11 protein-coding genes are annotated in these 15,128 nt (G+C 37.0%); 4 read left to right on the top strand and 7 right to left on the bottom strand.

Annotation, left to right across the window (positions count from 1 at the left end; all coding sequences use genetic code 11):
- Positions 1-29: 29 nt before the first annotated feature.
- The 6 genes from NW213_RS03575 to NW213_RS03550 form a co-directional block, all read right to left on the bottom strand.
- The gene (locus tag NW213_RS03575) at positions 30-3,200 is read right to left on the bottom strand and encodes a TonB-dependent receptor (RefSeq protein WP_258321864.1); all 3,171 of its coding nucleotides are present in this window, start codon (positions 3,198-3,200) and stop codon (positions 30-32) included.
- 7 nt (positions 3,201-3,207) lie between these two features.
- Positions 3,208-4,641 carry a glycoside hydrolase family 76 protein gene (locus tag NW213_RS03570; protein WP_258321863.1) on the bottom strand — a complete coding sequence of 478 codons (1,434 nt, stop codon included), beginning with the start codon at positions 4,639-4,641 and terminating at the stop codon, positions 3,208-3,210.
- A gap of 79 nt (positions 4,642-4,720) precedes the next feature.
- Complete coding sequence (locus tag NW213_RS03565; protein WP_258321862.1) at positions 4,721-6,562, bottom strand: carboxypeptidase-like regulatory domain-containing protein; 1,842 nt, start codon at positions 6,560-6,562, stop codon at positions 4,721-4,723.
- 234 nt (positions 6,563-6,796) lie between these two features.
- Positions 6,797-9,346, bottom strand: a complete 2,550-nt coding sequence (locus tag NW213_RS03560; protein WP_258321861.1) for a hypothetical protein — start codon at positions 9,344-9,346, stop codon at positions 6,797-6,799.
- Between the two features lie 398 nt (positions 9,347-9,744).
- Positions 9,745-10,179: a nucleoside deaminase gene (locus NW213_RS03555; RefSeq protein ID WP_258321860.1), complete on the bottom strand. Its 435-nt coding sequence runs from the start codon at positions 10,177-10,179 to the stop codon at positions 9,745-9,747.
- Between the two features lie 3 nt (positions 10,180-10,182).
- A complete protein-coding gene (locus NW213_RS03550; protein ID WP_154043236.1) occupies positions 10,183-10,416 on the bottom strand; it encodes a hypothetical protein in 234 nt (77 codons plus the stop codon).
- Between the two features lie 73 nt (positions 10,417-10,489).
- Here NW213_RS03550 and NW213_RS03545 point away from each other — a divergent pair, with 73 nt between their 5' ends.
- The 3 genes from NW213_RS03545 to NW213_RS03535 are packed head-to-tail and all read left to right on the top strand — an operon-like array spanning position 10,490 to position 12,951.
- Complete coding sequence (locus NW213_RS03545; protein WP_204390560.1) at positions 10,490-10,855, top strand: YraN family protein; 366 nt, start codon at positions 10,490-10,492, stop codon at positions 10,853-10,855.
- A 26-nt stretch (positions 10,856-10,881) separates the two neighbouring features.
- On the top strand, positions 10,882-11,619 hold the full coding sequence (locus tag NW213_RS03540) for a biotin--[acetyl-CoA-carboxylase] ligase (protein ID WP_258321859.1): 738 nt from the start codon (positions 10,882-10,884) through the stop codon (positions 11,617-11,619).
- Between the two features lie 18 nt (positions 11,620-11,637).
- Positions 11,638-12,951 (top strand): MATE family efflux transporter, encoded by a 1,314-nt coding sequence (locus NW213_RS03535; RefSeq protein WP_258321858.1) that lies wholly within the window; start codon positions 11,638-11,640, stop codon positions 12,949-12,951.
- On the opposite strand, the gene NW213_RS03530 is transcribed toward NW213_RS03535, so the two are convergent.
- Positions 12,923-14,341, bottom strand: a complete 1,419-nt coding sequence (locus tag NW213_RS03530; RefSeq protein ID WP_204390557.1) for an ATP-dependent RecD-like DNA helicase — start codon at positions 14,339-14,341, stop codon at positions 12,923-12,925. The genes NW213_RS03535 and NW213_RS03530 overlap by 29 nt on opposite strands.
- Before the next feature lie 94 nt (positions 14,342-14,435).
- Between NW213_RS03530 and NW213_RS03525 the strand changes: the two genes are divergently transcribed.
- Positions 14,436-15,122, top strand: coding sequence for a hypothetical protein (locus NW213_RS03525; RefSeq protein ID WP_154043231.1), 687 nt, complete (start codon positions 14,436-14,438; stop codon positions 15,120-15,122).
- The last annotated feature ends 6 nt before the right edge of the window (positions 15,123-15,128 follow it).

Genomic DNA, 15,128 nt, shown 5'->3' with positions numbered 1-15,128 from the left:
ATCAATCGTTTTTATTTTTACACTACTTATTAAAATGAAAGTGACAGACCAACTGTGTATGTCTTATTCAAAGGATACATACGTCCAAGTTCATCATCAGGATGTTCAGGATCTACAAATTTTACTCCTGTAAATGTTAACAGATTATATGCATTTGCATAAACTCTTAAGCTTGCATTAGGTATTTGTTTTAACTTAGGGAATGTATAACCTAATTCAATACTCTTAAGGCGAAGATATGCAGTACTTACACGATTAAAAGAAGAATTATTCTTAGTCCATCGTCCTGTATATGCATAATATCCAGAAACCCACTCAGCAGAAGGATCATATGGATCTATTTTTGGATCAACTGGATGCCAACGATCGAGGAACTGCTCTAGGGCACCTCCACCATTCTTACCCCATATTTCATGTAATGGTTCCTTATATTCCATTGATCCAAGTGCAGAACCCTGGAACAACATACTGAAATCAATGTTCTTCCACTGTATTCCTGCATTCAAACTGAACTGAACCCATGGTGTTTGGTCAAAAGCATATGGATGTTCATCCTGACTGTTTATCTCACCGTCACCATTCCAGTCTTCATATTTGTAATCACCTGGCAAGATGTCTCTTTCCTTAAAGATCTGATAACTCCAAATATCTTCCCAACCTGTATATCGTCCTGCAGATGTATAACCGAACTGCACACCTTGATAGCGGTTTGTAAGGTTATCATTTCTCCAACGGTCATAAGAATTAGCCCATGGTCCTTTTTCTGATGCTGTAAGATATTTCCTACGTGTTATTGTTGCAATACCTTTTAAGTTATAGGCTACATCACCAATTCTATTGCGATGAGAAAGTTCCAACTCCATACCAAACTGTCGGTCACTATCCAGATTTTCACGTGGAGCAGTAGCACCAACTACAGTAGGTAAAGCTCCTGTACGACGAGCGAACAAACCTGAACGACGTCTATCAAAATAGTCGAATGAAGCTCCAAGTTTACCGTCCCATGCTTCAAAATCAAAACCTATATCAAAAGTCTTAGATTTAAACCAAGTAATACTTTCGTTTGGCAAAGCCATTGGAGTTGCTGCTGATATAAATTTACCTCCAAATATATATCCTGGAGAATACTGATTATAGTCTCCATTTGCCATATTACCACTAGTAGCCGGATAAGTATATCCCATAGCCCAATCATAGTTCAAATCTCCGTCATCTCCTAATACTCCATAACTTGCACGAAGTTTTAACATATTTACAAACTTCAGCCAATCAGTGTTCTTAAAGAAAGGTTCTTCAGACATTCTCCATCCGGCTGAAACAGAAGGGAAGAATCCCCATTGATGACCTTTAGCGAACTTACTTGAACCATCATATCTGAATTGTGCTTCAAACAGATAACGATCAGCATAAGAGTAGTTTACACGTCCGATCAAAGCCTCGCTAGCTTGTTCATAAAGATCATTACTTCCTGTATTCATACCACCAATCTGACCTTCATCTACTCCTGCCAATAGATATGGTATTGAAAATGCCAAATCCCTATAAGCATAGAAATTGTCACCGTTGCGTTTTTGCAACTCCCATCCTATCATGGCACCAACATTATGTACCTCTTTAAATGTACGATTATAATTTAATACAAATTGACCCAATGCTTGTGATTTGTCATAAAATTCACGACGCATACTACTTGGAGAGCTTTCGCTATATATTACCTGACTGTACGAGTCTGTTGTCTTATCATAAGCATACAAAGAATATTCTTTACGAAAAGCTTCATTATTGTCTGAACGATAATCATAGCTAAACATAGCCTTAGCAGTCAATCCCTCCAAAACGGATGTATATTTACCAAAATCTACAGATAAAGTTGCTGATGACTGGAAATATTTCTGTTTGTATTTCTTATAACCAGAAATATCAGATGTCATCATTGCAACAGTATTTCTTTGCATATCAAGACCCTCATAGTTCAACATTGTATTTTCCGGATCAGCATATGCAGGGAAAAGTACACCTTGACTCCAATAATTCCTAATAATATCCGGAGAACTTGTTAAAGGAGTATTTCTCTCATCAGAAACGCCACTGAGATTAAGTTCAAATTTAACACCCTTTGCTACTTCAGTTGAAATATTTGAACGTACATTGAATTTATTATAGTTCAAATCTCCAGATTTAAAAATACCTTCTTGATAAAAATAACCCATACTGATATAGTATTTGGTTTTATCATTTCCTCCAGAGATGCTAATATCATGCTGTGTCTGTGGAGCAGTTTTAGCAATAATCAAATCATTCCAATCTGTTGTCCTACGTGAGCCATTGCGGAAAGCCTCAAAATCATCCTCATTATAGACCCAATTACCACCATTGATATTATTCATGGCCATTTCGTTATAGAGAGTCATTGTTTCATAAGGATCTGCAAGCTTTGGCATACGAGATGGCTGCTGCACTGTATAAGAGCCATTATAAGTAACCTCAGTTTTTCCAGAGTTTCCTTTTTTAGTTGTTACCAGAACAACACCATTAGCAGCACGTACACCATATATTGCAGCCGAAGCATCCTTCAATACGGAAATATCTTCGATATCTGTTGCATTCAAACGTTGAAACTCTTCAACACTACGTGGAATACCATCGATAACAACCAAAGGACTACCCATACCACGAACATCAAAGCTATTGCTATATGTACCTGGCTCTGAACTTTTTTGCCATACACGCAATCCTGGGATACGTCCGGTAAGCATGTTTTGAGGGTTCTCACTCTTTGTCTTAATTAAATCCTGTCCTTTAACTCCTGATACAGCACCAGTCAATGATCCTCTACGTTGTGTACCATATCCAACAACAACGACTTCATCAATCATCTTTGCATCAGTCATCATGGTAACATTCACAGTGGTACGTCCATTGACTTTTTCTTCTACACTTTTAAGACCTACATAGCTAAAACAAAGTATAGCATCATCAGCTGCATTGATTATATAACGTCCATCAATGTCTGTTATAACTCCAGTGTCCGTGTTTTTAACTTGTACGGCTGCACCGATAATCGGATCATTATTTTCATCAATGACTACTCCCGATACTGAAATTGTTTTCTGAGCAAACATATCAACAGGAATCAGCACTAACAGAAATGCTAAAGCCAAATAAGATAAGTTGCATTGTAATTTACCTAAATTCTTCATAGTTCATTTATTTGTTTTTAAAGTTCCATTCTATATTTGCTAATACAGCATATTCAGCCGCAAATGCAAAAGTGAACATGCCTTCTACATTATTCTTTGTCGTTTCTGACTTATTCCAACCTACTAGCAAATTAGTAGGAAGCATATGTTCATAGTTAAAATTCTCGTAAGCATAATCCAGATTATCTTGAAATGCATTAAGATAATCCGCTGCTTTAGGATAACTAGCTCTTACATCAGCATAACCTCTCATAAGGACACCGTTAAACCAATTGTTGAAACCACTTATTTCAAAATAATAGTACCCTTTGACAACAGCGTCAAGCTTTGCAAAATAAGAAAAACTATTGTCGGACAATGAAATCATGTCATCACTATAAACTTTATCACCAGTTACTCTATATAAATCTGACGCACCAGAAAGCATTGTACCGGAATTATATGAAATAGCTGGTCCTACACGGTCTGGCAGAGGCGTATTATCACGATATCTTTCACCGTCAACTATTATATACTTTATTTCATCTCCTCCACCCATCATATCATCATAAACACCTATTCCTGGATTCATAAGATGTCCCTTCTGATAATCATATACTGCTTTTGCGAAATTCAAGTAATAATCAGCCTTTTTCTCCGTCTTAACTTTGCGGCTGTTATTCTCAGCTACATATCCATATGTTACTTCATCTGCTTTGCCTTTATATATCTCATGCAACCAGACCAAAGGGCTTACCAAAGGACCGTTACTGCAAGAATGCTTAGTGAAATACCCAGGTCCCCATGTAATACCTCCATTTTGCTTTCCGCTATTATCTAAAGTACAATCCCATCCATCCAAGACATATGAAGTTAAGTATTCGGCTTTTTCCAAATACTTTTGCTCGCCAGTCAGATGATAAGACTCTATCAGCTCACGTATAAGCCACATCTGGTCATCATAGACATTAAGAACTCCTTCTACTTCGGCTGCTCCCTTGTCCCTACCTCTGTTCACTCCATACACAGTCCATTCCTTTGTTTGTGTATAAGAAGTTAAAGTATAAGTTCCGGCATAATACTCAAGATTATCATATAACGTCTTCAAGAGCTCCTTGTAACGCTCGAAGTTTTCGTCATATAAAGACGCTGAACCGTTATCTTTCCCAGTTTTCATAGCTTTCATGGCCGCATTTACTGCCTCTATAGAACTGGTATACATCCATACACTAGCTATTTCTGTAGAATTCGTTTTTGTATAAGGATTATAATAGCGAGTCATACTCGTTCCAGATTCCGGGAAATAACATTTTATTGCATTGTCTATAATTTCAATAGCACGGGCAGTGTTCTGTTCAGCTACATTTTCAATAAAAATTCCTCCATCTTTGTCAGGAGTATTCACTTCTTCGGAATTACATGCACATGTAACAAGTGTCAACATCGAACTTGTCACTAACATAAAAAACGTTTTCATCATATTGTGGATTTGATTTTGTTTCTGCATTCCATTTAAGGAATACAGAAACAAGTTTCTTTGATTATTCTAAGATTAAACTGTGAAGAACTAACTTATTCTCATCACCATTAGACTCACCTTTATAAACACCTATTGCTATCAGAACATCTTGTCCGTTAAATTCAGACAAATCATATTCGAAAGTAGCATACTTGTCCGGGCTTCCGGCTCCACCATCCTGATGTACAAACTTCCAGCATCCATCATTATCAGAAGAAGCACTATTGGCTATATGAGATACAGGTGACAAATGTTTGATATTTATATCTTCAGTAATAGCTGTAATTTTAAAGAATGTAGGATTATCACTAAAATTGCGTGTACTAAACTTCAGTTTATTCGAACCATCAGCAATAGAGAATTTGGCATAGAAATATGACTGAGGTTTTGTAGTACTTACTTGAGCATCAGATCCTTTTGTCTTTATCAAATAACCTTCACTAGGGAATACTTCCGGGTCCTTTTGTACAGGCATAAAAGACCATTCTGCAGCAAAATGTCCTGTTCCACGCCATGCTCTATAAGCATCAACATAATTATCACGATCGCCAGTAACACTGCTTATTCCTGTAAATGAAGATTTTGTTTGAGGCATTGTAGAACGTACCATTTCCACGGTCATTTCCCAACCGTCCAACGCGGCTATTTTTGTACCAGGGAGCCAACCCCAACCTTCTACCTTTTCTTTTGCAAAAGCTATTCTACGCAAAACCAACTGTTTCCAATAATCTCCTGTCTGCGCACGGAAAGTACCTATTGCAATGATTACTTCCTTACCTATATATGCACTTAAATCAAAATCAAACGAAACATAGTCCTCAGATGCAAGAGTCTTTATGCCACCTATCAATTGTGCCATCGGAGTAGATTCAGACAAATCAACTACCTGAACACCAAATGTTGTTGGAGAATCATTATCTGCATTATGAGTACGAACCTGAAGTGTCATGATATTATTGTCAGAGGTTATCAGCTTACTACCGAAAACAAATGAATCAAACATCTCCAGATCTGCAGGATTTTGCCTGTCGCTTTCATCATTTCGTATTCTGAGTGTTGTACCTTCGTTCTGTTCTTCCCAATCTCCGCGGAAATCTAATGTGCACATATAATCACAAGCCCAGTCCCAATGAGGATATTGTTCTGAATTACGACCTCCTCTATACTCATTGTAATACCATTTTTCAGCATTCTGCAAATCCTCAGCAGTTAACCCACGTAAGATTTCGGTTGCTCCCATTCGTGCATCAGCTACAGCAATACCGTCATTAAAATCAGCTATAGTTACATTTTTTGTAATTGAAGTAAAACCGTCCTTAGCAAAAGTAACTGTATAATCTGATAAAGGCAAATTATCTATTACGTATGTACCATTATCATCTGTCAATACAGAGACTGTAGGACTTATACTTACTTTAACACCCGACAATGGAGAATCTGCATTCGAAGCATCAGTAACTGTTCCACGAATTTCTGCTGCAGCATATTGCATAACCGCTGAAATATTTGCAACATTTTCACTATTAAACTTGCCAGGCACTACAGTAATACTTACTGTCTGATAATCATTTTTCTTAAATGTAATTATATGTGTACCTATTGAAACATTTTCGAGTATAAACTCTCCCTTAGAATCTGTAACGGCTGTTGGACCACCTTCAGTTGCGTTCAACCCTGATTCATCAACAACCACAGTAACCCCTTCTATCGGCATAGAAGAAACATCCGTTACTACACCTTTCACCTTACCATAAATCATAGATTCATTGTCGGAAACATCATCCGTACAAGAACCAAACATAAACACCATACATAAAAGTACAGCTATAAAACTGAAAAAATTCCGCATTTTTGTAAGTTCCATAGTTTAAATTTGATTAATAACAAATGAATAATCACATTAACGAACAAGCGCGCCACTTAATCATTAAGCTGACACAAAGTTTAGAAATTAGGGTTAAATTTAGGGTTAAAATCAGGTTAGAAGATACATAAAAGTTCTAATCTACAGTATATTAACCCTTAATTTAATAATTCTAATATGGAAACTTAGAAAAATGAGATTAGTTATACTAGTTACTATGCAAAAACACAAAGATCAACACCAGAAATCGGTAAACGGACGTGGATATTCTTCTCCTGTTCCTTTTAAATATTCTGCCATAAATCTCTGATATTCTACTATCGCCATGTTTTCGCGTTTTAGATTAAAATACGATTTAATACAGCATGACAAAGCCTCTTCATTTATAGGATCAATATTAAATTCAGACTTAGCAAAATTTATTGTCATGTGATAATCATTATTATTAAAAGCACTTCTCATCTGCTCCAATATTACAACCTCAAGCTTACATTCTACGTCATCTTTAAAATGATCGAATAATGGATTGTCCAAAAAGGTCATAAACTTACCACGACTTATTATTTTAATAAATTCTTCTCTAAAGGGATTTTCTAATTTATTGGAAATAAGTTCCATGCAGCGTAAATAATCACAATAAAAAGTATCACTCAATACAAATTTAAAAAAACCTTTTTCATATACCAACATGATACCATCCAATTCATTAAGCAAAGACCTCAAATGATTTAATGCTACACCTCTCGAGTTTTTCACCTTATCTTTAGGCTTGTCAGGCCATAGTCTGTCGCTCAGTTCTTTCGAAGAAATACCTTCAAAAGAACTATAATATAATATCAGAAAAAAACATTGTTTTATCTGTAAAGAAAACATATAAGAAATATCACGTCCCATATTGTCGTACACTGTAAAGTTTCCAAAAATATATACAGCATTAGTTCTACGAGCCTCTTTTTCTTCTATTTCTTTTTTCACAACAGACTTTGAGGATTTCAATTCGTCGATACAGCTTTCCTCATTCAAATATTTTTTGGGTTTTCTTTTATTCCTTATTATATAGCCTAAACCAAATACACAGACAATACCCAAAGCCCCTCCAATTAAAGTATAAGGAAGATTATTTCTACTTTTTACCTTTTCATATGTCGAATAGGAGACTGGGGGATAAAGTAATGAATAAATTGTAAACGTTGATGAAATATCATCTAAAGATTCCTGAACTGTGGCAAAAAAGCGTTTTCTTCGTTCATTATAATACAGATGAGCATTTGTTGTAATTTTATCAGAAATTATAGGAATAGAATCTCCTAAAACATTATAAATACCATCATTAATAGAAAATTTATATAAATGCAAATGTGAACGTGAAACACTTTCACGATATTGAAGAACATAAAAGACAGAATCCGCCAATATTGTCATGCCATGTGCGGGAACAATATTAGGTTCACCATTAAGTTCCCATAATTTATTTATTTGATTATCTTTTAAATTAACCCTATACAAATCATGTAAATAGCGTTTCCCAACAATCTGCTCACCAGTTTCATTTCCCATCCCCCCAAAAATATAAATAGAATTATTCTCTGGAGAATACCCTACAGATGAAAAATAACGTGGACATATTCTATCACCCGACAAACCGGTTATTTCATTCCATTTTAAATTTAAAGAGCTATCCCTAACACCTGTTCTTAAATTATAGAACCTGTTACTGTAATACATATTTCCGAATCCGCCAAAAATGGTATAAGAACCATTCTGTACATCATAATAGGAATCATGATGATGCAACTGCATATCCAGATGATGCATTCCTTCTATCTTCCACTCTAAAGTTTTTAAATCCAGACTAACTATAGAAGGGTTATTATCATATGATGGTTCATGATAAACCTCATACACATATAATTTTTCATTAACCGAGTCAAAAAAGCCTCTAGCAAGAAACAATTTCATAGGACAACTTCCATTTGTTTTCTTAACTTCATAGCTACCGTTCTCTATATTATAGGAAAAAATAGAATCTCTATTAAAATAATATATAATACTATTATTTTCATCATAGCAAGAACCAGCCTCAGACGATGAGCTGAATATATATTCTTTTTTCCAGTGAAAAGCCTCGTTTATAAGCCATTCCGGATTTTCAACTTTTCCATAACTCTTACCTACAGAATCATATACAGATTCACCTTCTGCCTCATTCAATGGGAAAATATATTTTTTATCTCCATTAACAGATAAACTGTTTATGGCAAAAGAAGGTATATCTATAATATGCTCACTTCTGCCAAAAACGATAGAGGGCTTGAAACTATTGGACAAATAAACACCCGAGTAAGTTTTTTCACGGTTATGTATTTTTAATGTAACCTCATTATGCTTTAAATCAAATGCAATCTTAACTTTAAACCAGTGATTCTTTGTCATATCTTCTTTATTGACCGGCAAAGCTATTAAAACACTTTTACCTTCCTGATTCAAACGAAACAACACATCTTCTCCACGTATATCAAAAAAAAGATTAAATGCCTGCTCATTATAATCACCTCTTATATCTACAATATAACCTATTTCAACGGCAGGATATAATGCCATATCAAACTGTACATCAAAATAATCATTATAAACAGGTACCTTTTTATCAAAAACACGATACGATGTTCTTTTATCAATAGGATAGTTTGATCCTTTAAATCTCAGTCCATAAGAATAGGAAGAAACTGGAAATAAAAAAAAGTAAGTGAGTAAAAATATATATTTTTTGTATACGGACATCATAAATTCAAACTTAAGCTTTAATCTTCATTGTGCATAATTATGGCAAAAATAATTATTTTTCTACATAAAAACAAATTAAGGTAAAACTTTAGACATGTTTTATCAATCAAAGAACTAAGAGTAAAATAACGGATTGCTCAACATATTTATTAAAAATCTTTAGTTGACAACATCTATTTATTTCATGTTATCAGATAGAAAAATATATGTTTTAAAAGCGGGCGCACGTTCCACTTTAAACGGGCGCACATTCAAATCCAAACGTGCGCACGTTTTAGATGAAATGTGCGCACGCTTTCTTCTGACCATTAGAAAGGTTAAAATCCGTACAACAGCGGTCACTTTTTTACTATATTAAAAGAATTTGCGCTAATCGCTAAATCAAATAAAGAAACGAATTATCTACGTTTTTTAAAGAAATCCTTCATCAACTGCCCACACTCATCAGCCATAACGCCTGAAAGAAGAACAGTCTTGGGATGAAGAGCATCAGGAGCATATTTCATGAAACCACGCTTATCGTCAGAAGCTCCATAAACCAATTTTCCGAGTTGCGACCATGCTATAGCACCGGCACACATCACACACGGTTCAACAGTGACATACAACGTACAGTCATTCAGATACTTTGCTCCCAAAGCATTCTCTGCTGCCGTGATCGCCTGCATCTCGGCATGAGCAGTAACATCATTCAGTGTTTCAGTCAAGTTATGCGCACGGGCTATTATACGGTCAAGACAAACCACTACGGCTCCCACCGGAACCTCTCCCCTCTCTGCCGCGCGTTCAGCCTCAGCAAGGGCCTGCTTCATATAGAATTTATCGTCTGCCATATACTATCTGCGCATTTCGTGTTCATTGAAAAGAGTAGGATAATCATCGTCCAACTGCTGATGGATATGAGACAATACGGTCTCACGAAGCCATCTCGCCTTGTTTGTTATCTTATATTTCTTGAGATAACAATCTACTATGCGGATTTCTTCTTCACTCATCAGACATACCATACGCTGCTTGCGTGGTGGAACAGATGACGGGACTCTCTTTCTTGTTTTACCTTTTGCTATCATTCAATGTGCAAAATTAATCTACTTCCGGTTAATTAAGAAAAAATAAATAAGTATTTTTGCAAAAAATGACAAAATGGCTCAACATAATATTTTAGGAAAAACAGGAGAAGACATAGCATGCCATTTCCTTCAGGAAAAAGGATATGAAATATTGGAAAGAAACTGGACATGGAGAAAACTGGAACTAGACATAATAGCCAGAAAAGACAACTGCCTGATTATTGCTGAAATAAGGACAAGGAGTACCGACGCCTATGGTGAGCCTGAATATACAGTGTCCGACAAAAAGATAAGGAGAATCATCAATGCTGCGGATGTGTATATAAAGAAGAATATGATTGACCTTAATGTAAGGTTCGACATTATATCCATAACCGGACAAGACGGAAATTTCAAAATAAAACATATTGAGGACGCCTTTATTTCTCCTGTATGGTAAAACAATACATTAATTAAAGATTTAAAATGAATTATCCTAAACCTATATATATACCACAGACAATTTCTACTAATGTAAGCCTGGCTGATATTTGTTCAAAAGGTTACACAGAAGACCTTACATCTGTATATTCATCTTTTCAGACCGACGGCAGGGGACAGCGAGGAAACAAGTGGGAATCGGAAGACGGAAAAAATCTGCTGTTCAGCTTTGTGGTTTTCCCGAAGGAACTGCCTGCCAAAGAACATTTCATACTGCTGCAGATTACTGCTCTTGCGTTGTTCGACACTCTGTCGGAATACACTGACGGAATAAGCATAAAATGGCCCAACGACATTTATTGGATGGACAAGAAGATTTGCGGGACATTAATAGAAAACGACTTGAGCGGTATGAACATAGAACGATCCATTTCGGGAACAGGTGTAAATCTGAATCAGAAAATTTTCAGAAGTGACGCCCCTAATCCTGTCTCTCTATCACAGATTACAGGACAGGAATATGATATTGAGGCCGTGCTTCACAAAATAATGAATTCGGCAAGCGGTTACTATCATATGTACGAGAATGGAGAAAGTGATATTATCCGAAAAAAATATTTTGATGCCATATACAGAAAAGACGGTTTCCATAAATATAAAGATGACAACGGAACATTTGACGCTACCATAGAGGATATAGAGAAAGACGGACGCTTCGTACTTAAAGACAGAGAAGGAAACGTTAGGAAATATCTGTTTAAGGAAGTGTCATATATTATATAATATACCAAACACAGGAACATGAACCAGACAAACAAGGAAATTCTGCAGATAGCCATACCATCAATTATCTCGAACATTACAGTACCGCTGCTGGGACTGGTAGATGTAACCATAACCGGGCATTTGGGTGATGTGGCATACATAGGTGCCATAGCCGTGGGAGGTATGCTGTTCAATATGATTTACTGGATTTTCGGATTTCTGAGAATGGGAACCGGAGGTATGACTTCACAGGCATATGGAAGCAGGAATGATAATGAATGCCGTAATATACTGCTGCGTTCGCTGGGGATAAGCGTTCTGCTGGCAGCCATACTTATTATGCTACAAACACTCATTGTCAGCATAGCATTTCTTTTTATCGACACCAGCACTGAGGTAAAGACATACGCATCGGAATATTTCCATATATGTATCTGGGGAGCTCCGGCTGTATTGGGACTATACAGTTTCACAGGATGGTTTCTTGGAATGCAGAACTCCAAGTACCCAATGTTCATAGCCATAACACAGAACATCATAAACATTGCAGCAAGTCTTTTCTTTGTAAAAGAAATGGGAATGAAAATTGAGGGTGTGGCATACGGAACACTGATTGCCCAATATGCCGGATTGTTGATGGCTATACTCTTGGGATTAAAATACACTCAAAAATATACATGGAACATATCTCCAGCCAATGTATTCAACAGGAAGAGCATGTCGGTTTTCTTTAAAGTAAACAGAGATATATTTTTCCGAACATTATGCATAGTGGCTGTTACAGTATTTTTCACATCGTCCGGAGCGGCATACGGAGATACTACTCTGGCAGTAAACACTCTGCAGATGCAGCTGTTTACAATTTTCTCGTACATAATGGACGGATTTGCATATGCAGGAGAAGCTTTGGTAGGCAAGCATGTAGGCAGCCGCAACAACGCACTTCTACGACAGACTATAAAACACCTAATTTACTGGGGAACAGGTGTTGCAGTATTCTTTACATTATTATATAGTATAGGTGGAAAAGATTTCCTGCAGCTACTCACTGACGACACGGATGTAATAAAAAACTCATCCGAATATTACTATTGGGTACTGGCAATACCTTTTGCCGGATTTATGGCTTTCATCCTCGACGGTATATGTATAGGAGCCACGGCAACAGGCATAATGCTGCGCTCTATATTCGTGGCTTCCGTTGCATTTTTCTCTACTTATTATATATCGGACAGTACGCTTGGAAATCATTCACTATGGATGGCATTCATATTATATCTGTTCGTAAGAGGAAGCGTGCAGGCAGCACTCACCTACCGTCTTATTCAGTCTGACTTTCGGGCCAGTTGACAAGATAAAGCTTCTCACTTGCTCTGGTCAAGGCTGTATATAGCCAACGGTAATAATCGGGGGTAAAAGTATCTTCGGTGATATATCCCTGGTCGATAAAGATTCTTTTCCACTGTCCACCCTGCGCCTTATGACATGTCACGGCATAAGCATATTTCACCTGAAGAGCATTATAGAAACTGTCTTCCTTGAGTTTCTTCATACGTTCCTTCTTATTGGTTATGTCCGAATAATCTTCCATTACGGCATTGAACAGACGGTCACTATCTTCTTTCGACAGCGACGGATAGTCCGAATGAAGTGTGTCAAGTAATATCTTCAGCTCGAACTCTATATCATTATGATCTGGGAAAGAGAGTACTACATCGGCAAACCTGAACCCGTACATTTCCTGAGTCCTGCGTACGCGGCGCACAACGGCTATATCTCCATTTGCAATGAAGTCCATCTCCTTACAGTCCGCAGTCCAGTGATAATTATTCTTGGCAATCATAAGTATATCGCCTGTACTTAGTTCTTCTTCTCTATAAAGAATGGTATTCCTTATTCCCTTATTATAAAGATAAGCCCTCTTGTTTGAACGGCATATTACCATAGTTTCATCCATACCTACTTCATTATAGGATGAGTTTATAGCCTCAATCAGTTCACTGCCTGGTATGGAAGAAATATCTTCGTATCCCTTAAGCGTAAGCACCGGAAGATCGTAAATATCATCGGCTGCCATTCTTTCGCGAAGCATGGTTGCGTTTGACAGAATACCGTTTCTGCCAGAATATCGGATTACTTCCGTCAGGATACATTCCGTAACGTCAAGTCCGTATCCGCTCAACACTTCGGCAGATAAAGCCGGACTTTCATCTTCACCAACCGGCGGCAACTGGGCATCATCACCTATTATAAGAAGGCGGCATCCCTGTCCGGCATATACATACTCTATCAGGTCATCTAGAAGCCTTCCGCTTCCAAAAGATGCTCCCGTCAGCCCGTCATTAGAAATCATGGAAGCCTCATCCACTATGAACAGTGTATTCTTGTGAAGATTGTCATTCAAAGAAAAATTATCAAGATCATTGGAAAAGGATTTCTGACGATATATTTTCTTGTGTATTGTATAAGCTGAAAATCCCGAATAACGGGAAAAGACCTTGGCGGCCCTTCCGGTAGAAGCCATAAGTACATAGCCGGCCCGCATCTCGGACAAAGTCCTGACGACAGCCCCAATCAGAGTTGTCTTACCGGTTCCTGCATATCCTTTCAGTAATAACAAAGTATCATTTTCAGGCTTAAACAAGAAATCTGCTATACATTCTATAGCTTTTTCTTGCTCTTCTGTTGGTTGGTAACAAAAATTTCGCTTAATTTGTTGCGTTAAATAGTTATTTAACATAAAAGTAAATAAAAAGATTGAGTAATATTTACGTTGTTCAAGTTATTTATCTTATTTTTGCGCTACGAATATAAACTAAAAAAATAATATTATCATGAAAACAGTTATTAATCTTGTTTTAGCAGCCTGCGTTGTAGGTTTGGTTTACATCTGCTATGGCAGTGTAATGGGTCCAATAAATTTTGACAAAGAAAGAGGAATTAGAGAAAAAGCTATCATTGCTCGTCTTATCGACATCCGTAAAGCACAGCAGGAATACCGCGGTATGCACCAGGGTGCTTACACAGCTGACTTCGACTCTTTGATAGACTTCGTAAAAACAGCAAAACTTCCATTCATCCTTAAAGTTGGATCTCTGACTGACGCTCAGCTTGAAGCCGGTATGACTGAAAAGAAAGCTATGGCTATCATCAACAAGGCTAAGAAAACTGGTAACTATAAAGAAGTAGAAAAAGAAGGACTTCAGAACTTCCGTCGTGATACTATGTGGGTAGCTGTACTTGACACTATCTTCTCAAAAGGATTTAACCCTGATTCACTTTGCTATGTTCCTTACGGTAACGGTGCTAAATTCGAAATGGCAGTACGTAAAGACACTATGAAATCTGGTGCTCCTCTTAACTTGTTCCAGGCACAGGTTGCATACGATGTATATTTGGACGGTATCAACAGACAGGAACTTGCAAACCTTAAAGATATGCAGTCTAAACTTGGCAAATATTGCGGTTTGAGAGTAGGTGATATCGAACAGCCAAACAACAATGCCGGAAACTGGGAATAATCATTT

Origin of the sequence: Bacteroides sp. ET336 (assembly GCF_024733815.1) — a bacterium.
In the GTDB taxonomy this organism is placed as follows: domain Bacteria; phylum Bacteroidota; class Bacteroidia; order Bacteroidales; family Bacteroidaceae; genus Phocaeicola; species Phocaeicola cellulolyticus.
The sequence above is the reverse complement of the archived record's forward strand: the minus strand, read 5'-3'. Positions and strand labels throughout refer to the sequence as shown.